The following is a 21,676-nucleotide window of genomic DNA, read 5'->3' on the forward strand; positions in this document are numbered from 1 at the left end:
GGACAGACTTTTAACTTCAAATTTAGAAACGGATATGAAAACTTATCTTGTGACTGGTGCCGCCGGTTTTATCGGGGCCAATTTCATTAAATATATTCTGGCCAAGCACAGCGACATCAAGGTCGTGATACTGGATGCGCTGACTTATGCAGGCAATCTGGGCACTATTGCCTCAGATATTGACAACGAGCGTTGCATCTTCGTGAAGGGAGACATTTGCGACCTCCGTTTGGCCGACGAGCTGTTCGGCAAGTACAAGTTCGACTATGTGGTGAACTTCGCAGCCGAGAGCCACGTGGACCGCAGCATCGAGAATCCCCAGCTGTTCTTGCAGACCAACATCCTGGGTACGCAGAACCTGCTGGACGCCGCCCGCCGTGCGTGGGTGACGGGCAAGGACGAGCAGGGCTATCCCACCTGGCGCAAGGGCGTGCGCTATCATCAGGTTTCTACCGACGAGGTGTACGGCTCGCTGGGTGCCGAAGGCTACTTCACCGAAACCACTCCGCTCTGCCCCCACAGCCCGTACAGCGCCAGCAAGACCAGTGCAGACCTGGTGGTCATGGCCTACCACGACACCTACAAGATGCCGGTGACCATCACCCGCTGCTCCAACAACTACGGCCCTTATCACTTCCCCGAGAAACTGATACCGCTGATTATCAAGAATATCCTTGAAGGCAAGAAACTGCCTGTCTACGGCGACGGAAGCAACGTGCGCGACTGGCTCTACGTGGAAGACCATTGCAAGGCCATCGACCTCGTGGTGCGCGAAGGCGTGGATGGCGAAGTCTACAACGTAGGCGGCCACAACGAAAAGACCAATCTGGAGATTGTGAAGCTGACCATCGCCACTATCCATCGCCTGATGACCGAGAAGCCCGAATACCGCCAGGTATTGAAGAAGCAGGTGAAGGGCGCCGACGGCCAGATTGATATCAGCTGGATCAACGAAGACCTGATTACCTTTGTCAAGGACCGTCTGGGTCACGACCAGCGTTACGCCATCGACCCCACCAAGATAACCAATGCCCTGGGCTGGTATCCTGAAACGAAGTTCGAGGTGGGCATCGTCAAGACCATCGAATGGTACCTGAACAACCAGGCCTGGGTTGAGGAAGTGACCAGCGGCGACTATCAGAACTACTACGAACGGATGTACGGCAAGCGTTGAGTCCGGTTGCACGGGCCATGCTCTGCGATAACCATACGAACAGCATACGGGGCGAGTTCTCGCTCCGTATGCTGTTCTGTTTATCGTATATTGCAGTTTTGCCGGATTTATGGTCGGCTGGCTCTGAAGGGGCAGGCCGGAAGCCTCGTGTGGCAGGCGCTTTTCTTTACAAAGGTATCCGAATGCCAGTCCGCTTCATAGTCAATCGGTAAAACAGGTTTAAACCCTAAGATGGCTATGTTTGAAACATAACCGTCCTATGTTTTAAACATAGGTCTCCTGTGTTTGAAACATTCTCTGTGTCGGATGCTCGTGTTTCTGTACGTGGAGGCGTATCAGAAATCCAAAGCGGGTAATAATAGCTTACGAATACTGTCTGTCTTCAGTTGGCCAACGCCACGCTCAGCAGCAGCCCCATGAACAGCATATTGCGTGAAGTTTCGCCCAGTATGCTGTTCAGTTTTTTACCGCTGCGGATGGTCACCATCTTGCGCCAGGTCAGCATGTGCAGGTAGGAGTAGACGCAGGGAGCCCAGATGAACTCTATCAGTGTCAGACTGCCGGTGTTCACAAACCAGAGGCAGAACAGCACGGCAAAGATGCCCGAACCCAGGTAGAGGTTGCGGCCGAACCGCTCGCCGAAGCGGACTACCAGCGTGCGCTTTCCACTGTGTGCGTCCTGTTCGCGGTCGCGGTAGTTGTTCAGTATCAGCAGGGTGTCCACAACCAGACCGCTGACGATGGAGAGCACCACCACATCGGCATTCAGTGTGCCGCTTTGTACGTAGTAAGTACCTCCTACGGGAACGAAACCGAAAAAGACCAGCACCAGCAGGTCGCCCCATCCCCGATAAGAAAGCAAGGTGGTGTACAGGAAGGCGAACAGAATGCACAGCACGCCCAGCAGTATCAGCTCCCAACCTCCGTGCGGCAGTTTTCCCCAGAGGTAGAACAGCAGGCTCAGGCCGGTCAGCGAGGCAATCAGCAGAGTCAGGCCGATTCCGATCTTCATGGCCGACGGCGTAATCCAGCCTTGGGCACAGGCACGTTCGGGACCGAGCCGGTCTTCGCGGTCGCTGCCTTTACGGTAGTCGAACAGGTCGTTGATAAAGTTGGCGGCAATTTGCATGAAGCAGGCAAAGAAGGCACACAGCAGGGCCGGTATTTCCTGAAAACACCCGTCGCCGAAAGCAAGTGCACTGCCCAGCAGCACGGGGATGAGGGCGGCAGTCAAGGTCTTGGGTCGGGCGGCAAGCACCCATGCCCGTAGTGAATTTTGCTTAATCTCTTTCATGGCTTTTTAGTAAATGTGAACGTCTGTAGGCAAAGATAGCAAAAAAGCCTATTTTTGCACCCGATTATGGATAAGAAGTTCTTTTATATATCTTTTCTTTTGCTGCTGCTTCTCTCGTCGTGTAAGTCAAAGCGGAATCTGGTGTCTTCCCTACCGTCGCTCGAAGTGGTTCCTGACAGTGCCTTGCTGGCCGATACGGTAGGATTGCCGGCCTCGCTTGTGGGAGTGCTTACGTTCGACCAGTCCGGTTTGCGGGACCTCCGTCGCATGTCGGAGCGTTCTGTCGGCTCGTCGCGTTCGCTGGCCCGGCTGAAAATCAGAAAGAAGGAAATTGTGAAACGGGGCACACAGATTACGTTTGCCACGGTCGATGTCTCCTCGTCGTACAAAGGAGTGAAGCGTGTGCGGATGTACGATTTCACTCATCGCGATGTTCCCGAGGCCTTTGACAGTTGTCGGATTGCTTTTATTTCCGATTTGCACTACAAGAGTCTGCTGAAGGAAAAGGGACTGGCCGATCTGGTGCGGTTGCTTTCGTCCCTGCATCCCGACGTCTTGCTGATGGGCGGCGACTATCACGAAGGCTGCCAGTATGTGGCTCCGCTGATGGCTGCCTTGGAGCAGGTCAAGACTCCGCTGGGGACTTATGCCGTATTGGGAAACAACGATTACGAAGCCTGCTACACCGAAGTGGTGAGCGAGATGAAACGCCGCGGCATCCGTTTGCTGGAGCATAAGGTCGATACGTTGAGGCGGGGTGACGGCCGCATTCTGGTAGCCGGTGTGCGCAATCCGTTCGACCTGAAGCAGAACGGGCAGTCGCCTACACTCGGCCTGTCGCCCGACGACTTTGTGATATTGCTGACCCATACGCCCGACTATGCCGAGGATGTGCCTGTAACCCATGCCGACCTGATATTGGCCGGACATACGCATGGCGGACAGGTCACTCTTTTCGGCTATGCGCCGGTGGTGCCTTCGCGCTACGGTCAGCGTTTCCTGACAGGACTGAAATACAATTCCGCCCACATCCCGATGATTGTGACCAACGGCATCGGAACCTCCCAACATGCCATCCGTCTGTTCGCTCCGGCCGAGGTGGTGTTGATTACCCTGCACAGGCTTCGGTGAAAAGACGGACGGCGGTTGTCCTTTAATCGGACGGCAGCAATACGACTCCCTGTTTCCTCTTTCCATCCATTTTGGCAACAACCGGCTGGTTGAAGCGTACGTGCCTCAGATACCGGGTTTCGTGCACGGCGGGTTGGGCATTCAAGAAATCCTGGTTATAGACTCCGTCGTTCATGAAGGCGTTGATGGTGAAGTAGCCCACGCCGAACGAAGTCAGATTCTGGAAGAAGTGGGTACCCTGGCTGGGGTCTACGCGGTAGTTGGTCAGACCTGCTTCTACAATTACCCGTGCGGCACTGATGTGCGGCCACTTGACGGGAATGCCGAGCCAGGGGTCGCTGCTTCCCCAACGTCCGGGACCTATCAGGATGTAGTTCTTCTTCTCGTCCAGGAACTGACGGTTCAAGGTCTCGATTTCCCTTGCTATCTCTGGATTGTGCGAAGCGCTGTAATCGGTAGTCTTGACATAGACCACATCGTACAGTTCGTTCAGAATGCCGTGTCCCAGCGAATTGTTGGAGCGGAGCAGCACTTTGTCGTCTGGGATGATGCTCAGGTCCTCGTCCAGCATTTCTTTGCTGTCTACGATGGGGCGTATCTGGAGCAGGTAGAAGGTGCCTGTCTTGTCCTTTTCGCGGCTCAGGGTGGCGGCAAACTCTATTTCGACGGGGCGGCGCATCTCTTCCTGTCCGTACTTCAGTGCCAGTTGCAGGATGCGTGCCAGCGGGAAAACGTCGTGTTGCAGGATGTTGGCAAAGGTGATGACTTTGCGTCCGCCAGGATACAGCCCGTCGCGTATGATTTGGTCGTAAGGGTCGTAGGTAGAGGCGATGTAGTTCAGTGCACCGTCTTTCTCGGCCTCCTTGACGTGCAGTTTCAGCAGGTTGAAGCCGTCATCGATGGAGAAGTTGTGTCCGATGTTGCTCATGTCCAGCGCATAGAAGCGGGTTTGGGTTTCCTTCAGGGCTATCTCCATTTCGCTGGTTTGCAACACCTGGTTGGGGTGGTAGGGCGAGAATCGGAGGGTCATGCCGCCGTCTACAATGTATTTCCCCAGTCCGAGAGCCAGGTTGACGATGCCTTCTTCCGCCTTCTCGTCGCCGATGGGGTAGTAATTGAGCGAGCGGGCCACACCTGACATGTTGGGGTAGTAGCGCTCGGCATACTGGTTGCCCACCACTTCCTGCAGGATGACGGCCATCTTTTCCTGGTCGATGACGTTGCTGGTGGCCTGCATATAGGCTTTAGAGTCGCGGAAATAGACCGAGGCATATACTCCTTTGATGGCATCGCTGAGCATGCGCAGCATTTCGTACTTGTCGTCCAGATAAGGAATCATGTAGGTGCTGTAAATGCCTGCGAAGGGCTGGTAGTGCGAGTCCTCAAGCAAGGACGACGAGCGGATGGCGATGGGCGACTTCACTACGTCGAAGAATGTGAAGAAGTCTTCGACCAGGCGGTCGGGCAGCTTGGCTTTGAGAAAATAGCGCAGGATGGTGGCGTCGTCGGCATCGGACAAGGCAACCTGATAGAGGTTGTTGGTATCCATGAACTCGTCGAACACGTCGGTACACAGCACTACGGTCTTAGGAATGGCTACCCGTGCGTTTTCAAACTCTTCAAATTCGGGATGGTGTTTCACCAGATTGTCTATGAAGGCCAGACCGCGGCCTTTGCCTCCCAGCGAGCCGTCGCCGATGCGGGCAAAGTTGGAGTAACGGTCGAAGCGGTCGCGCTTGAAGATGGCCACCACGCCCTGGTTCTTCATCTTGCGGTACTTCACGATGGCCTCGAAGATGATTTTGCGGTGAGCGTCCACGTCCTGCAGGCTGTTCCAGGTAATGGGCTTCAGGAACTCGGCAATGGGGAACATGGCGCGGGAATAAAGCCAGCGGCTGATGTGGTTGCGGCTGATGTGGTAAAGGAACGATTCGGCAGGTACGGCAAAGATGATGTTTTGCAGTTCTTTCAGGCTCTTCACGCGGGCTATCTCTTCGTGGGTGTCGGGGTTGCGGAAGATAAAGTCGCCGAAGCCGAAGTTCTCCGATACGATGCGTCGCAGGTCCACGTCCATTTTCTTGGAGTTCTTGTCGATGAAGGCGGCACCGTATTTGCCGGCGTAGGACACGTTTTCGGTTTCCGACGATTGGATGATGAGCGGCACAAACGGGTCTTCCTTGCGGATGGCCGCACAGAGCTTGATGCCTGCCAGTCCGTCCTTCGGACCGCGGTCTACGCGTGGAAAGCGGACATCGGTAATCACTCCCAGTATGTTGTTCTTGTATTTCTCGTAAATGTAGATGGCTTCTTGGTAGTTGCGGGCGAGCACAATTTTGGGCCGCCCTCTCATGCGCAGGGTGCGCTGATGGGCATTCAGGGCTTCGGTGGAGAATTCCTGGCTCTGTTTCAGGACAAACTTGTAGAGATTGGGCAGGATGGAGGAGTAGAAGCGGATGCTGTCCTCTACCAGCAGGATGGCCTGTACGCCTACCTCGTTCACGTCGTGCTCCAGATTCATTTTATCCTCTATCAGCTTGATGATAGACACCAGCAGGTCGGTGTTGCCCAGCCAGCAGAATACGTATTCAAAGGGAGAGAGGTCTTCGTTGGCAATGCGTTGGGTGATGCCGTGGCTGAAAGGGGTCAGTATCACCATCGGAATCTGTGGATGGTGGTTCTTGATGTTGCGTGCCACGTCAAAGCCTTCGTTGTCTCCTGTGCCCGGCATACAGATGATGAGGTCGTAGGTCATGGACGAAAGCTGTTTCAGGGCTTCCATACAAGTACTTACCTGTGTGAATCGTGGCGGATAACGCAACGAGAGTGAAGTGTATTCGTTGAATATCTTTTCATCGATGCGTCCGTCGTCTTCCAGCATGAAGGCGTCATACGGATTGGCTATCAGCAGGACATTGAAGATGCGCCTTGTCATCAGGTTGGCAAACTGGGTGTCCTTGAAATAAAGCTGGTTTAGTTTAAGCTTGCTCAGCATGGCTTTCTCGCGATTAATGATTTTGTCCGTCAAAATTCGTGCTTTTTATCGGGAAATGCAAGGCTGATGCTATAAAAACCGCCAAAATGGAGGCTGAATGCCGCTTCTTTCCTATGTCGGAATGGGGAAGAGCAGAGTAGAAGTGTAACGGTGCAGGGTTGCTGCGGCTTCTATGCGCGGCAGGATGTACCCCTCATAGCTGCGTGCCCAGTAGCGGAATGCCGGGTTCGGACGGAAGGTTTGGGAGAACGTCAGCAGCCGCTCCAGGTCGAACTCGTCGGCCGTGATGCCGGCTCCTGTCCGCACGGCGTCGTAGGCATTGCAGTCCTGTTCAATGTGGGCAGGTACCATCAGCAGGGGCTTGCCCAGGTACATGGCTTCGCATACCGACTCAAAACCTGCCGTGGTGGCGTATGCCCGGCAGCCTGACATGTAGCGCAGGAATTTGGCGTCGTCTATCTGGTGGAAGGATAGTGTATCGTCTATCCGGCACTCCTCTTTCTCGTCCGGTTTGTCCCAGAAGAAGTGGAGGGGCACTTCGGGATGAAGCCGGTGCCAGGCGCGGATGTTCTCGCCGAAGCCGGCGTTTACCATATAGCCGTGCAGGTAGTTTCCGCAGGTTCCTTCACACGAGAGTACCTCTTTGCGCAGCAGTGGAGGAACCACCCGGATGTGTTCTTTGGGGTCATCGTCCATCTCGTGGAAAGAAAGAGCCAGTTTCTCCTTGGCCCCCAAGCAGGTGAGGCGGGTGAAGAAACGGAGCAGACGGATGCCTGAGTTTTTTTTGTGTGGAAATTCAAAATCGCGGTGCAGGAACAGATATTGGTGTCCGATGCTGATTTGCGGGACAGAAGGTCGGAACAACAGGTAAGTCAGTCCGGTCAGCAGTTCGTAGAAGTTAATGACCAGTTCGGCACCGCTCTCCTTGATGCGGCGTTCGATGAACCACATACTTTGCAGGTAGGTGGGCAGATGCAGCAGGTTGTAGACGATGCTGCGTGGCAGGTCGGCCCGCTTGTTGGCGGGAGTGGGCAGGAAGTTGGGGCTTTCAAAACGTTTGATGGGGGCGTGTATGTTGCGGTTGAAGAATCCAGGCAGTCTGCGCGCCTTGCTTTTGCCTACCAGTACTTCCACTACTTCGTGTCCGTTGCGTCGCAACATTTCTTCCATGCTGATGGCTTGGGTCAGATGCCCCCTCCCTTCTCCTTGTACGATAAAAAGAATTTTCATAAGTCTGTTCCACTTAAAAGTTGTTTCGGGATGTTTCGGCTTCAAGTTTCCCGGATTTTATAGGAAACAACCGATTCTCCTTTTTGTTTGCCGGAACGCGGTGTACTTGTGACGTATATGGAATGCCTGTCTGCGTACTCTTTGATCCGTCTGCTGCAAATGTCCGCTTTCGGTGTTACAGAATGATGTGGAAAGTGTGACAGTTCTGTTGTATTTCTGAAGGAACCGTTAGGGTGGGTTGTGATGTCCTTTCTGTTTTGGATAAGTCTTTACGGATTTCGCATGCTCCCTCTTCCCGAAAACGGACGGGGTGAAAGAGGGTAGGCTGGTCTCCTGTTGGAGGTTGCTTGTGTTCGGGGTGAAGGTTGCCTACCTTCGCATCGAAGGTTGCCTACCTTCGGAAAGATAGGGGGAAGGGGACTTGTTGGGGATGGAAAGGTGTCGAGAAAAATGATGGTTATGATATTTTACAACTTGTCGGTAATGCCATTAGTTGGGTGGGAGAAAAAATGTCCCCATATCCTTGGGGAGAAGCAGGCTCTTGTCGGATATGGGGACATTGTATTCCTGTTGCACGATGCCGTCAGGCATCAGAACGGAAGGGTCAATGCTTGTAGCAGATTTTGTAGATGACGGGAATGTCAAGTACGCCCTCCGTCATCTTGCTGCGGGTTGTCGTCGTTTTCTTGGGACCTGGAATCAGCGGGCTGTATTCCAGTACGTGGCGCATGCGGTCGCGCTGTTCCTGAGTGAAGCGGTCGGAGTAGCTGATTTCATAATCCATCAGGTTGTAGGAAGTGAAAGTCTCGTTGGGGTCCAGGCTGTTGGTGCGTTGGAATCCGGGAAGCAGAGCGCTCATGTCGTAGTCGCTTTTTTGCCAGGCTTCGTAGGCCGATAACATTACAGTCTGCTGGTAAATAGAACGGTTGTAGGGAGGAGTGTCTGTACAATAGTCCGAGTCGGCGTTGGGGTCTTCTCCTTCGTTGAAGGCGTGGTGCAGACCCAGGTAGTGTCCCAGTTCGTGTGCCAGAGTCACGGCCGCATCGGCGGAGTTGTAGAATCCTTCCGGAGTGTACTCATCAAAGTAGAGCGAGTTGATGGAAACGCATTGCGGGTATCCCAGGTCGCTGTTTTCCAGATGGGTGTATTCGACGGACTGCAATCCCTCCAGATAGTTCTTGCCTTGCGTGGAGAGCGGCAGGTGAGAGATGCCTAAAATGGTTCCGTTCTGAACTTCGGCAAAATTGTAGAGCATGACGTTGATGTACTTGTTCATGTCCCAGAGAATGTTCTTCACATTGGCATTGTTGCTGCTCATGAACGATTCGCAGTCGATGGGCATGGTGTTCCATGACACATATTCCACGCCCGGTGTCGTCAGTGCGTTGCCCTCCTCGTCTGCTTCAGCCAGGTAGAAGTCCAGGTTGATGTCTTGTGTCGGGTCACCGCCAGTGTGGATGGTCTTGCCGTCATAGTATTGGTTAACCTTGTCCAATACTTCCTTGATGAGGTCAGTGGGGATGTATTGGTGCGGGTCGTTCTGATCTTTGTAAAGCACGTGGAAGATGAGCGGAATCCGGTAGGTCAGTTCCTGGCCGGCAGGAAGCGCTTTCTGTGAGATGTTGATGTTGGTCTGTTCGCCGTTGCAGTAGATGGCCACTGAACCTGTGCGGTCTTGGGTGATGTTGGCAGATACTTCTATCTTGATAGTGCCGTTTCCCACTCCTTTCCCGGGATATACCGTACACCAATCTTTGTTGAGGCTGGTGGCGGTCCATTCGTTGGTGGTCTGGATTTCGATGTTCAGAATCTCGCCTTCGGAAGCTACATCGAACGTTCCTTGCGACAATGTAAAGGCTGGAGCCGGATCGTCCTTGCAGCTTGCCAGAATCAGGCAGAAGAGGACGGGAAACAGATAAATAAAGTTTTTTTTCATAATAACGGGTCTTTTAAGTTTGAAAGAGTGCAAATATATGAATAATTTCCGTATTTCTATTACCCGACATCATATCTTGTTTATTCTTGTCTTATTATTTTTAGGTTTTTTTTCGCTAAAATGCTTTTCCTATTCCTCCTTTTCATAGATTAAAAAGTTCTATCTTTGCAACATTCGTTCATTAACCGATAGGAATTTGAATATGGGATGCTTGATGAATATCTTGTGGCTGCTGTTCGGAGGAATCCTGACGGCAGTGGAATATCTGGTCTCCAGCCTGTTGCTGATGCTGACCATTGTGGGCCTACCGTTTGGTATGCAGACATTGAAAATGGCTTCGTTGGCCTTATGGCCTTTCGGTAAGGAGGTGCGTAGCGGCGCACGTTCCAGCGGCTGTCTGTATGTGCTGATGAATGTGCTGTGGATTTTGCTGGGAGGTATCTGGATTTGTTTGTCCCATCTGTTGTTTGGGGCTTTTCTTTGCATCACGGTCATTGGCATCCCGTTCGGTCTCCAACACTTCAAGTTGGCTGTAGTAGCCCTGACGCCTTTTGGCAAAGACATTGTAAGTGTCTGACCCTTTTGGGGGTGAAAACACAAAAAAAGGGCGCACCGTTTCCGATGCGTCCTCTCTTGTTTACATATTTGTTTAAAGGGGGTTCTGACATTAAGCTTGCTTGGCAAGCAGTTTCTGAAGTTTGCCATTCAAGGCTTGGCACATGGTACCGTTTCCCATTGCTTGATAACGTTTGATGCGGTACTGTAACATCATGATTTCATTTGCAATCTTTTCCATAATCATCTTTTTTTGTGCCTCCCGCGTTTCGGAAGGCGGGTTTTACATCATTTGCATTTGTATTATCAACGCTGCAAAGATACGAATTGTTCACGAGAAATATGTTTTATAACATAGAAATTTGCATCTTTTCGCTTCTTTTCCCCGAAAAATCCTTGATTTGCCATCTGCGGGTTACAGAAATATGACATATCTTTGTGCCTGTAATCGTAATTGGGAACAAGATGTCGGGCATGATGGACAAGTTGATGGCGTTGCTTCGCAGCCCCTATCCGGTGCTGGGGAAGCGGTGGAAGACGGTGGTGCTGCCTTCGCTGCTGGTGTTTTTCATACTATATTTCCTGGAACCTTTCGGCATTTCGCGGATGGAAGGAGCCAAGTTGCCCGTTTTGTCGGGGTTTGCGCTGGTCTCTGCCGCCATGATAGCGGTGGTGGTCTGCCTGCTTCCGGCGTTGTTTCCGGCCTGGCACCGCGAGGAGCGGTGGACACTGGGTAAGGACCTGCTGAGCACGCTGCTGATATGCGTGCTGATAACGTTGGGCAACTGGTGCTATACGGCATGGATGTTCAGTCTGCCGCTGAACTTGTCTTTGCTGGCTGTCTGTTTGCTTTGGATGCTGGTCATCAGCCCGTTTCCCATCCTGATTTTCATGATGTGGAACCGCAACCTGCAACTCCGGCACAACCTGCAGGAGGCGATGGAGATGAACGCCCGCCTGGCAGAGCGGTTGCGGGAGGAGACAGCGGCGGGAGGACAGTCCGGAACAGACAGCCCGAGGGTGGTGCTGGCGGGAGGAACGAAGGAGACCTTCACGCTCGACGCGGACACATTGCTCTACGCCGAGGCCGAAGGGAACTACGTCCGGCTGAACTGTCTGTCCGCCGACGGCGGCAAGCGCACCTCGAAGCTGTTGCGCATCACGATGAAGCAGGCCGAGGAGTCATTGGCCGGGTGTATATATATAATAAGGTGTCACCGCGCCTATCTGGTGAACCTGAAGCGGGTGCTGAAGGTGAGCGGCAACGCGCAGGGATACCGTCTGCATCTGGAGGGGTGCGAAGAGGCGGTGCCCGTCTCGCGGGCATACGCCAGGGCGGTGAAGGGCTACTTCGAGAAAGAGGGGTAGCCGGGAGGGGGACGGACCGGCCGGAGGAGCGCCTCGTGCAAGTGCGTAGCTTTGTCAACCGTCCCTGAAACCGTCCGTTCGTCACACGGCGCGAGCCGTTCGTCACATATCCGGGCTGTCTGTCCCGGATTTTTTTGTATCTGCCCGGCAGTCTCTACTTTTGCCTTCGTCAAAACGAAAACGATGCAAGGAAGTATGAGACGAATGTGGATGACAGGCATGATGGCCGTCTGTTGCTGGGCTTGTCCGATGGAGGCCGATGCGCAGGCGGTGGTGGCCGATACGGTCTACCTGAGGCTGAACATAGACAGCGTGGGACTGGAAGAAGTGGTGGTGGAGGGGCGGAAAACGCCACCGGCCAACAGCCGCTGGAGCGACATGCACCCGGTGGAGCTGGTGACGGTGGGAGGAGCCAACGGCGACCTCTACAAGGCCCTGCAGACCCTGCCCGGCACGCAGGTGCAGGGCGAGAGCGGGCGGCTGCTGGTGCGTGGCGGGAGCAGCGAGGAGACGCAGACCTTCATTGACGGGATGCACGTGCTCAACCCCTATACCTCGACGGGGCCGGACACGCCCGCCCGCAGCCGCTACTCCACGTTCATGTTCAGCGGTATCAACCTGGCCTCGGGCGGTGCGCCGCTGGAGTACGGGCAGGCTCTCTCCGCCGTACTCCCGCTGGAGACGAAGGACAGCAGCCCCGTCAACAAACTGGGCCTCAACGCCTCGGTGGTGGGAGTGGGAGGGGGCGGCACGCGGGCCTTCGGCAAAGGCTCGCTGTCCGTAGACCTGAACTGCCAACACCTGGGGCTGTACGACCGCCTCTTCCCCGGAAGGCGCGACTTCGAGGAGCCCTACCGACTGCTGTCCGGGGCGGCACAGCTGCGCCTTGCGACGGGCGAGGCCACCCTCCTGAAGCTCTACGCGCAATACGACCGGACCGACTTCTCCTCCTACGAGGGCGGCGACCGCCGGCTCTTTGCCCTGGGCGAGGACAACGTCTACCTGAACGCCACCTGCCGCCGCCGGGCGGCAGGCCGTTGGGAGTGGTTTGCCGGAGCGGCCTATTCCCGCTATACACGTCAGGTTGCCGGGGCCGTCCTGGTCGGCGACCGCTGGCTGGAGCGCCGTCAGGAGCTGCATCTGAAGGCCAAGGCGGCTGTCCGTCCCCTGGCCGTGCTGCGCCTGGAGGGCGGGGTGGAGGGCTACCTCCGCCGCTACGAGGGCACCTACGGCTACGGGGAGGCGGAGCACCGGAGCCGCACGTCGCCCCGCATCGCCGCCGCCTTCCTCTCTGCCTCCTGTTTCCTGACGGAACGGCTCAAGGCCGAGCTTTCGTTTCGTGGCGAATATACGTTGCCTGCCCGGCGGCCCGAGCTTTCGCCCCGGCTGGCGTTGGGCTACTTGTGGGGCGAACTCCTGCTGTCGGCCTCGGCGGGACGCTATACGCAGTTGCCCGCCGACACCTGCCTGAGCCGTACTCCCCGCCTGCGCTCCGAGGTCTGCGTGCAGTACAACGCCGGCATCCGCTACGCCCGCGGCGGGCGCTTCTACAAGGCCGAATGCTATTACAAGGACTATACCCGCCTGGCGCTGGCGGACGGCGAAGGCTTCAATTCCGGCGGCTACGGGTACAGCAAGGGGATTGACCTCTTCTTCCGCGACGAGGCGACGGTCAGGAACCTGACGTATCAGCTGGCCTACACCTACAACCTCGCCCGGCGGAAGTACGGGGCGTATGCCGAACTGACCACGCCCCAATACGCCACCCGCCACCACCTGGCCGTGGTGCTGAAGTACTCCATCCCCGCCTTGCGCACCATTGTCGGCCTGACGGATACCTACACCAGCGGCCGTCCCTACCACAATCCCGGCCTGCCGGGCCTGATGAACGACGAGGTGAAGCCTTACAACAGCCTGGACCTGGGGCTGACGTTCATCCCCTGCAAGAAAGTGATTGTCCACGCCTCGGTCACGAACATCCTGGGGCGGCGCAACGAGTTCGGGCGCGTGGACGGACGTCCGGTGCTGGCGTCCGACGACCGCACTTTCTACGTGGGCATCTTCGTCACCCTCGGGCGGAAGGCCGCCTACGACGTCTCTAACTTCTGATGCCGGACAGACGCGTCTGCTTTCCGCAGTTCACAGCGGTGTCGGAAGAAGGAGACCGGCATGAAAAGTTCACGAGATAGGGGAGAAAACTTCGTGAGATACCGTAGTAAAGTTGCTGAGATACCGATGAAATCTTAAAACCAAACAGTGGTTTTTACAAACTGCTGTCTGGTTTCTACAAACCATTGTTCGGTTTCTGCAAACCGCTGTTTGGTTTCGAGAAAAGATACGGATGAAAGCAAGTTTTCTCCCCAATCTCCGGAAGTTTTCTACGGCATCTCGTGAACTTTTCATGCCGGTCTCAGCAGGCGGCTTCCGGCAGGAGATGGAGCAGTGTGTATCAATGAATATAAACCTTTTAAAAACAATTTGTTATGAGAACAATCATTTGGGTTGCATGGCTGGCCTTTCAGGGGCTGGCGCAGACAGTGGGCGCCCAGGAAGGGGGCTCGCTGACGTTGACCATCGAGGTGCGCGACGTGGAGAAGGCCCGGGGGCAGCTGTACGTGGCGTTCTATTCATCCGGGGAGAATTTCCTGAAGAAGCCGCTGACGGGCCTGCGGGTGGAAGTGGACGGCGGGGCGGTTGCCGTTCCCTGCCGCGGACTGCCGGCGGGCGAATATGCCTTCTCGCTCTTCCTGGACGAGAACGGCAACGGTCGGCTCGACACGGGCGCCTTCGGCATCCCGACGGAGAAGTACGCCTTCAGCAACGACGCCGAAGGGGTGATGGGGCCGCCTTCGTATGAGAAATGTCGCTTCACGCTGTCCGCAGACACGACTTTAGTGGTGCATTTGAGGTGATTTTAGGATTTTATTCCTTACATTTGTGGCATAACCTTAATAGACGACATTATGAGATTTGTTGCACAACTTTTGGGGACGGTCGGGCTGCTATGCCTCATGGCCTCCTGTGGTAATTCCCATTTCATGACAGACACCGCCTACAGGCAGCGCGTGGAGCAGGACCTGGAGCAGAAGAAGGCCCTGATGGCGGAGGGTGACCTGTTCGGCATCTTCGACACCGACCTGGATACGTATGAGCGCGAGGCGCTGGAGTTTCTTTATGCCTACATGCCGCTGGCCGACATTGCGGACTATCCGGGCGACTTCCATCTGATGAACGTGCGGGCGGCGCGCCGTGCGGCCGAGGAGATGCCGTGGGGCGACCGGGTGCCCGAAGACCTGTTCCGCCACTTCGTGCTGCCCGTCAGGGTGAACAACGAGAACCTGGACAGCGCGCGGGTGGTGTTCTACGACGAGCTGAAGGACCGCGTGAAGTCGCTCTCGCTCTACGACGCCATCCTCGAGGTGAACCACTGGTGCCACGAGAAGGTGGTCTACACGCCTTCCGACTCGCGCACCAGTGCGCCGCTGGCCACGGTGCGCACGGCCTACGGGCGCTGCGGCGAAGAGTCCACGTTCCTGGTGGCCGCCCTCCGCTCGGTGGGCATCCCTGCCCGCCAGGTCTATACGCCTCGCTGGGCGCATACGGACGACAACCATGCCTGGGTGGAGGCCTGGGCCGACGGCAAGTGGTATTTCCTCGGCGCCTGCGAGCCCGAGCCGGTGCTCAACCTGGGGTGGTTCAACGCTCCCGCCAGTCGTGGTATGCTGATGCACACCAAGGTGTTCGGCCGCTACGAGGGGCCGGAGGAGGTGATGGCCGTGACGCCCAACTATACGGAAATCAACGTGATAGAGAACTATGCCCCCGAAGCGGCCAAGGCCGTGGTGACGGTGGTGGACGGCGCGGGCAGTCCCGTGCCCGACGCGCTGGTGGAGTTCAAGCTCTATAACTATGCCGAGTTCTACACCGTGGCCCGCAAGCAGACGGACGCCTCCGGCAAGGCCTTCCTGACGGCGGGCAAGGGCGACATGATGGTGTGGGCCTCGAAGGACGGCAAGTTCGGTTACGCCAAGCTCTCCTTCGGCAAGGACAGCGAACTGACGGTGAAGATGGACCGCGTGCCCGGCGAAAGCTATGCCGTGGACTTCGACATCGTGCCGCCCGCGGAGAATGCCGACCTGCCGGCCGTCACGCCCGAGCAGCGCGCCGAGAACGACCGCCGCATGGCGCACGAGGACTCCATCCGCAACGCCTACGTGGCTACCTTCATGACGGACGAGAAGGCGCGCGAGTTTGCCAGGATGTACAAGCTGGACCCCGACGCCACGGCCCGCCTGCTGGTGGCCTCGCGCGGCAACCACGCCACCCTCACCAACTTCATGGCCCGCCTGCGCTCCGAGAAGTCCAAGAAGGGCGGCTTCGACCTGCTGCAGCGCATCTCGGCCAAGGACCTGCGCGACGTGAAGCTGGAGGTGCTGATGGACCACATGCAGTCGCGCGTGCGCACCGGTGCCGACCTCTTCAACCGCTTTGTGCGCAATCCGCGCGTCAGCAACGAACTGCTCACTCCCTATAAGGCCTTCTTCACCAAGGCCATTCCCGAGTCCGATGCGCAGGCTTTCGAGGCCGACCCCTCCAAGCTGGTGGCCTGGGTGGCCGACAACATCCGCGTGGATGCCGAGTGCAACCTGGGCGGTGCGCCCATTTCGCCCGCAGGCGTGTGGAAGGCCCGCCTGGCCGATGCCCACAGCCGCGACATCTTCTTCGTGTCCATGGCCCGCAGTCTGGGCATCCCCGCCCGCATTGACGAGGTGACGGGCAAGGTGCAGCTGTTGTCTGAGGACGGGGCGGTGGATGTGGACTTCGGCTCCACGGAGCAGACGGCCTCGCAGACCGGCCGCCTGGTGGCAGGCTACAAGCCCATCCAGTCGCTGGACAATCCCAAGTATTACTCGCACTTCTCCATCTCCCGCATCACGGAGCAGGGCAACCTGCAACTGCTCTCCTACGACGAGGGTGATGCCGACATGGGCGGCGGCGCCACCTGGAGCAACCTGCTGAAGGACGGCACCCCGCTGGATGCAGGCAACTATCTGCTGGTGACGGGCACCCGTCTGGCCAGCGGCGCGGTACTGGCACGTGCGGCCTTCTTCACCATCGAGGCGGGCAAGACCACCCGGCTGGAGCTGGTGATGCGCGAGAGCCGGGACGAAGTGCAGGTCATCGGCAGCTTCAATTCGGAGTCGCTCTTCACACAGTTGCCCGAGGCCGGTTCCGGCAAGTCCAGTGTCCTGCAGGCCTGCGGACGCGGCTACTTCGTGATTGGCGTCCTGGGCGTCAACCAGGAGCCCACCAACCACGCCTTGCGCGACATTGCCGCCCTGAAGGATGACCTGGAGAAGTGGGGACGCAAGATGGTGCTCCTCTTCCCCGACGAGAGCCAGTACAGGAAATACCGTGCGGCCGACTTCCCCGGCCTGCCTTCCACCATCATCTATGGCATCGACACGGAGGGCATCGGCAACCAGATTGCGGAGAACATGAAGCTGAAACACAAGGACTCGCTGCCGATATTCATCATTGCCGACACGTTCAACCGCGTGGTATTCGTCTCCCAAGGCTATACCATCGGCCTGGGCGAACAGCTGATGCGCACGGTGAAGGGACTGTAGCCTGAACATAGAGTTCAATAGCCGGAATAAAAGAACGGGATGGCACACAGAGGACACTGATGATGCAGATTTTCACAGATTATATTTTAGACTACATTCCAATCTGTGGTTATCTGTATCATCAGTGTCCTCTGTGTGCCATCCGTTCTTTTCAAGCCTGTTTGTCCAGAGCCCCGATGGTCGCCTTGACCCGCCTGGCGGTAGTGATGGGGCGGCTGTACTCCTCGATGCAGACCGTTCCGCCCATGGAGACTTGCGGATTGCGGAAGCTCATGCCGCTCTCTGTCTGCTCGCGGGCGGAGAAGTGGAATTCATGGATGCCCGTCTCGCGGGCTATGTGGGCTATGTTGCTTTCGTTCACGCCGCAGCCAGCCAGCAGGATGATGCGTCCGTCGGCCTGGCGTTGCAGTTCCTTCAGCAGAGGGATGCCCTGGGCGGCGGTGGCTTGCTGGCCCGAGGTGAGGATGCGGTGGCAGCCCAGGCCGATGATGTCCTCCAGCGCCTGCTGCGGGTTGCGGCACACGTCGAAGGCGCGGTGGAAGGTGACGGACATACCTTCGGCGGCCTCCATCAGCTGGCGCATCAGCACCAGGTCTACATCGCCTTCGGGTGTCAGGCAGCCGAAGACCACGCCGTCCGCTCCCAGGCGGCGGGCATTGTCCACGTCCTTCAGCATGATGCGCTGTTCGAGGGGAGAGTAGAGGAAATCACCTCCGCGCGGGCGGATGATGACGTGCAGGCGGGTTTCTTTCAGCACTTCGCGGGCCAGGGTGATGTCGCCATACGAAGGGGTGGTGCCCCCTTCGGGGATGCCGGCGCAGAGCTCCACGCGGTTGGCGCCTCCGGCCTGTGCGGCCAGGCAACTCTCTACGGAGTTGGCGCAGACTTCAAACAGATAACGGTTCATGGTTGTGTAGGGTATTGAGGCAGACAAGGGGACCCAGTTTTCAGTCCACAGGCGTGGTGGAGCTGGCAACTTTGTCCCCTTGTCAAACAGCGGTTAGTATTCTTTACTTGGCGTAGCTTACGGCGCGTGTCTCGCGGATGACGGTAATCTTCACCTGACCCGGATAGGTCATCTCATCCTGTATCTTCTTGGCAATTTCGCCCGAGAGGCTTTCCGTCTGCTTGTCGTCAATCTTGTCGGCACCGACAATGACGCGCAGTTCGCGGCCGGCCTGGATGGCGTAGGTCTTGGTTACGCCCGGATAGGACATGGCCAGTTGTTCGAGGTCGTTGAGGCGCTTGATGTAGGCTTCCACAATCTCGCGGCGTGCGCCGGGGCGTGCACCGGAGATGGCGTCGCACACCTGTACGATGGGTGCCAGCAGGCTGGTCATCTCCACCTCGTCGTGGTGGGCGCCGATGGCGTTGCAGATGTCGGGTTTCTCCTTGAACTTCTCGGCCAGCTTCATGCCGTAGAGTGCGTGCGGCAGTTCGGGCTCTTCGTCGGGCACCTTGCCGATGTCGTGCAGCAGGCCGGCGCGTTTGGCCTTCTTGGGGTTCAGACCCAGTTCCGATGCCATGACGGCGCAGAGGTTGGCCGTCTCGCGGGCGTGCTGGAGCAGGTTCTGTCCGTAGGACGAGCGGTATTTCATCTTTCCGATGATGCGTATCAGTTCGGGGTGCAGGCCGTGGATGCCCAGGTCGATGGTGGTGCGCTTGCCGGTCTCGATGATTTCCTCCTCGACCTGCTTGCGTACCTTGGCCACCACTTCCTCGATGCGGGCGGGGTGGATGCGGCCGTCGGTCACCAGCTGGTGCAGGGCCAGGCGGGCAATCTCGCGGCGCACGGGGTCGAAGGCGGAGAGCACGATGGCTTCGGGGGTGTCGTCCACCACGATTTCCACACCCGTTGCGGCCTCCAGCGCGCGGATGTTGCGGCCTTCGCGGCCGATGATGCGTCCCTTGATTTCGTCCGACTCAATGTGGAATACGGTGACGGAGTTCTCGATGGCGGTTTCGGTGGCCACCCGCTGGATGGACTGGATGACGATGCGCTTGGCTTCCTTGCTGGCCGTCAGTTTGGCGTCGTCCACGATGTCGTTGATGTAGGACTGCGCCTGGCTCTTGGCCTCTTCCTTCAGCGATTCCACCATGCGCTCCTTGGCTTCTTCGGCCGAGAGGCCCGAGATGGCTTCCAGCTTCTCTATCTCCTGGCGTTGCAGGTTCTCCAGTTCTTCTTTCTTCTTGTCGATGATGACCAGCTGTGCCTCCAGGTTTTCCTTGACGGCTTCGGCTTCCATCTTCTTGCGTTGTATCTCTTCCTGGCGTTGGTTCAGCACCAGTTCGCGTTGTTTCAGCTTGTTTTCGGCCTGTTGGATTTTCTGGTTCCGCTGGGCGACTTCCTTTTCCAAGTCGGCCTTCTTGTTCAGGAATTTTTCCTTGACTTCCAGCAACTTGTTCTTTTTGATTACTTCGGCTTCTGCTTCGGCGTCCTTCAGGATACCCTCGTATTTGGATTTCAGTCCGTGCTTGAAGAACAGGTACGAGACTAATCCTCCGACGAGGAAGCAGGCAATGGATACTACTATCGTAACTACTGTCATTTTGATTAGTTTTTAAAGTATATAAATAAAAAAAGCACTGCATAAAAGTCCGTTCCCTTGCGGGGGACTTTTGTACAGTGCGTGTATTTTTCGTCTTATAACGGTACTTCCGGAGGAGGATGGACACAGCCCTTTATGGTTGCTCTCTGAAGTAGTGTTCCAATTCCTCTGTCAGTTCCTTTATCTTGGCAGTATAGGGTTCAGTATCATTGCGCTGCTTCTGTTGCAGGTTCTCCAGAGCGAACTGATAGGCCACCATGGCCATGATTCTCTCAAGAGGTACGTTCTGATAACGCTCCCGATACGCATTGAGCCGAATATCTACCTGCTTGGCGGCTTCCCTTACCATTTCTTCCTCTTCCCGTCTGATGGTGATGGGAAAGGAGGCGCCGGCCATGTGCAGATTTATTTTTATCTTATCGTTCATACACATCTATTCCTTCTTATTCATTCAGCAAGGCGATGCATTTATCGACTTCACGCACTAATTTGGACAATCTCAGCTTCGTCTCTTTCACTCCGCTGTCGTTAAGGCTGATTGTCGTAGCTGTTTTTAGGTTCGTGTAGTTCTGCTCCAGTTCTTTGTAGTCGGCCAGCAACTTTTCGCATTCTTCTTCCTTGGCTTCGAGATGGAGCTTCAGGTCGGCATATTCGCGTTTCAATTCATCGTGCAGATGGATTAAATGCCGCAGCCTTGCTTCAAAGTTACTTAATAGCCTCTTTTCTTCGTCTGTCATTACTACACTCAAATTGTACACAAAAATACAATTTACTCGGATATTACAAAAACTTTTCGGGAAAAATCGGGCCCGGCTCCCCTTTTTTTCTTCTTTTTGCTACTTTGTGTCCTGTTTTGTCTCCATTCAGAGGGTAAAAACACTTTTTTCTTGCCTTTCCGGCTTCCCTTTCGGGCAGGTCTGGAAGAAACGGGTTGTCTTTCTGCTTTGACATTCTGTTCCTGCGGCTGCCTATTCTCTGTCTGGATGTAGTCGGATTCGCCTGGGGGCTTCCGGACAAGAGAGGCCGGCGGCGGTGTTATGGGGCTTTGTGGAGTTTGACGTTTGTCAGGAATGTTGGCGGATTGCTTGCAAAAAGTTTTCATAAAGGCTTTTTGGCTGACACGGGCTTTCTGCAAAACGCGCGAAATAGAAGCCGGAAAGGCGCTTTTCGGGTGTTTGGAGCGGCCACCGTGCAAGCTCCGTCCGTCCACAATGCTTGTTCTGTCCGGGCAGAATGCTTGTTCGGAGCACGCAGAATGCTTGTTCGGAGCGTCCAAAAGCCTTGTTCCGGCCTTCCAAAAGGGCAGTTGGCCCTTCCAAAGTGGCTTTTGGGAGCGGAAAAGAGGGTATTTTCCGTTTTCGGAAGCCGTTTCGTTCTCTCTTTCAAATGTAAGGATTTCGCTATTGTCCTATCATAAAGTCGGTTACGTATTTTCTTCTCCGTTTTTTTTGTCCAAGTCCGGCGGAAGGCCGAAAGAACGGATTCTCAGGCATTAGGAAAGTCAAAGTGTCAGAATGTAATAAAGTGGCTAATGGATTTGCTATGGGAAATATTCCTTTATGATTCTATCGGTTTTAATTTCCAACGGAGTACAGCGAAGTGAAACTTCTATAACTTCTTAATTAGTGGAAGAATATTAAATCCTGAACTTAAAATATTACTGGTGCGATAAAATCGCATTGGTTTTAAATATCACCAAATAACGAGAGTTCTTTGATATTTTGGTTTGAAATGATTGATGAGTCTTGCTTTGTTATCAACGACCGCAGGTCTGTTCTTTCCAACGCGGATATTCTAATCAGGGTAGCCACCTCGGT

General features: G+C 55.7%; 17 protein-coding genes. 7 read left to right on the forward strand and 10 right to left on the reverse strand.

The window, feature by feature from the left end; all coding sequences use genetic code 11:
- Nucleotides 1–34 precede the first annotated feature (34 nt).
- Nucleotides 35–1,174, forward strand: coding sequence for a dTDP-glucose 4,6-dehydratase (gene rfbB, locus Q1Y74_RS02480; RefSeq protein ID WP_300812131.1), 1,140 nt, complete (start codon nucleotides 35–37; stop codon nucleotides 1,172–1,174).
- A 382-nt stretch (nucleotides 1,175–1,556) separates the two neighbouring features.
- Here rfbB and menA read toward each other — a convergent pair whose 3' ends face one another.
- Entirely contained in the window at nucleotides 1,557–2,468 is a 912-nt protein-coding gene (menA, locus tag Q1Y74_RS02485; protein ID WP_300812132.1) for a 1,4-dihydroxy-2-naphthoate octaprenyltransferase, read from the reverse strand.
- Between the two features lie 66 nt (nucleotides 2,469–2,534).
- Between menA and Q1Y74_RS02490 the strand changes: the two genes are divergently transcribed.
- On the forward strand, nucleotides 2,535–3,599 hold the full coding sequence (locus tag Q1Y74_RS02490) for a metallophosphoesterase (RefSeq protein ID WP_300812133.1): 1,065 nt from the start codon (nucleotides 2,535–2,537) through the stop codon (nucleotides 3,597–3,599).
- A gap of 22 nt (nucleotides 3,600–3,621) precedes the next feature.
- Here the strand turns inward: Q1Y74_RS02490 and Q1Y74_RS02495 are convergent, their stop codons facing one another.
- From Q1Y74_RS02495 to Q1Y74_RS02505, 3 genes are all read right to left on the reverse strand, one after another.
- On the reverse strand, nucleotides 3,622–6,591 hold the full coding sequence (locus Q1Y74_RS02495; protein ID WP_300812152.1) for a PEP/pyruvate-binding domain-containing protein: 2,970 nt from the start codon (nucleotides 6,589–6,591) through the stop codon (nucleotides 3,622–3,624).
- A gap of 111 nt (nucleotides 6,592–6,702) precedes the next feature.
- The gene (locus Q1Y74_RS02500; protein WP_300812134.1) at nucleotides 6,703–7,821 is read right to left on the reverse strand and encodes a glycosyltransferase family protein; all 1,119 of its coding nucleotides are present in this window, start codon (nucleotides 7,819–7,821) and stop codon (nucleotides 6,703–6,705) included.
- Nucleotides 7,822–8,425: 604 nt separating this feature from the next.
- The gene (locus Q1Y74_RS02505) at nucleotides 8,426–9,757 is read right to left on the reverse strand and encodes a zinc-dependent metalloproteinase lipoprotein (protein ID WP_300812135.1); all 1,332 of its coding nucleotides are present in this window, start codon (nucleotides 9,755–9,757) and stop codon (nucleotides 8,426–8,428) included.
- A 202-nt stretch (nucleotides 9,758–9,959) separates the two neighbouring features.
- Between Q1Y74_RS02505 and Q1Y74_RS02510 the strand changes: the two genes are divergently transcribed.
- Nucleotides 9,960–10,334, forward strand: a complete 375-nt coding sequence (locus Q1Y74_RS02510; RefSeq protein WP_300812136.1) for a YccF domain-containing protein — start codon at nucleotides 9,960–9,962, stop codon at nucleotides 10,332–10,334.
- A gap of 90 nt (nucleotides 10,335–10,424) precedes the next feature.
- On the opposite strand, the gene Q1Y74_RS02515 is transcribed toward Q1Y74_RS02510, so the two are convergent.
- Nucleotides 10,425–10,553 (reverse strand): hypothetical protein, encoded by a 129-nt coding sequence (locus Q1Y74_RS02515; protein WP_300812137.1) that lies wholly within the window; start codon nucleotides 10,551–10,553, stop codon nucleotides 10,425–10,427.
- 233 nt (nucleotides 10,554–10,786) lie between these two features.
- On the opposite strand from Q1Y74_RS02515, the gene Q1Y74_RS02520 reads away from it, so the two are divergent.
- From Q1Y74_RS02520 to Q1Y74_RS02535, 4 genes are all read left to right on the forward strand, one after another.
- Entirely contained in the window at nucleotides 10,787–11,680 is an 894-nt protein-coding gene (locus Q1Y74_RS02520) for a LytTR family DNA-binding domain-containing protein (protein WP_300812138.1), read from the forward strand.
- 204 nt (nucleotides 11,681–11,884) lie between these two features.
- Nucleotides 11,885–13,789, forward strand: coding sequence for a TonB-dependent receptor (locus Q1Y74_RS02525; RefSeq protein ID WP_300812153.1), 1,905 nt, complete (start codon nucleotides 11,885–11,887; stop codon nucleotides 13,787–13,789).
- Between the two features lie 374 nt (nucleotides 13,790–14,163).
- A complete protein-coding gene (locus Q1Y74_RS02530; protein WP_300812139.1) occupies nucleotides 14,164–14,592 on the forward strand; it encodes a DUF2141 domain-containing protein in 429 nt (142 codons plus the stop codon).
- Between the two features lie 51 nt (nucleotides 14,593–14,643).
- A complete protein-coding gene (locus tag Q1Y74_RS02535) occupies nucleotides 14,644–17,310 on the forward strand; it encodes a transglutaminase domain-containing protein (protein WP_300812140.1) in 2,667 nt (888 codons plus the stop codon).
- Between the two features lie 151 nt (nucleotides 17,311–17,461).
- Here the strand turns inward: Q1Y74_RS02535 and Q1Y74_RS02540 are convergent, their stop codons facing one another.
- The 5 genes from Q1Y74_RS02540 to Q1Y74_RS02560 form a co-directional block, all read right to left on the reverse strand.
- Nucleotides 17,462–18,217: a copper homeostasis protein CutC gene (locus Q1Y74_RS02540; protein WP_300812141.1), complete on the reverse strand. Its 756-nt coding sequence runs from the start codon at nucleotides 18,215–18,217 to the stop codon at nucleotides 17,462–17,464.
- 103 nt (nucleotides 18,218–18,320) lie between these two features.
- Entirely contained in the window at nucleotides 18,321–19,859 is a 1,539-nt protein-coding gene (rny, locus tag Q1Y74_RS02545; RefSeq protein WP_300812142.1) for a ribonuclease Y, read from the reverse strand.
- 133 nt (nucleotides 19,860–19,992) lie between these two features.
- Nucleotides 19,993–20,286 (reverse strand): cell division protein ZapA, encoded by a 294-nt coding sequence (locus tag Q1Y74_RS02550; RefSeq protein ID WP_300812144.1) that lies wholly within the window; start codon nucleotides 20,284–20,286, stop codon nucleotides 19,993–19,995.
- Between the two features lie 16 nt (nucleotides 20,287–20,302).
- Entirely contained in the window at nucleotides 20,303–20,596 is a 294-nt protein-coding gene (locus Q1Y74_RS02555; RefSeq protein ID WP_300812145.1) for a hypothetical protein, read from the reverse strand.
- 32 nt (nucleotides 20,597–20,628) lie between these two features.
- Nucleotides 20,629–21,069 carry a hypothetical protein gene (locus tag Q1Y74_RS02560; RefSeq protein ID WP_300812146.1) on the reverse strand — a complete coding sequence of 147 codons (441 nt, stop codon included), beginning with the start codon at nucleotides 21,067–21,069 and terminating at the stop codon, nucleotides 20,629–20,631.
- Nucleotides 21,070–21,676: the final 607 nt, after the last annotated feature.

Origin of the sequence: uncultured Bacteroides sp. (assembly GCF_949298305.1) — a bacterium.
Taxonomy (GTDB): domain Bacteria; phylum Bacteroidota; class Bacteroidia; order Bacteroidales; family Bacteroidaceae; genus Bacteroides.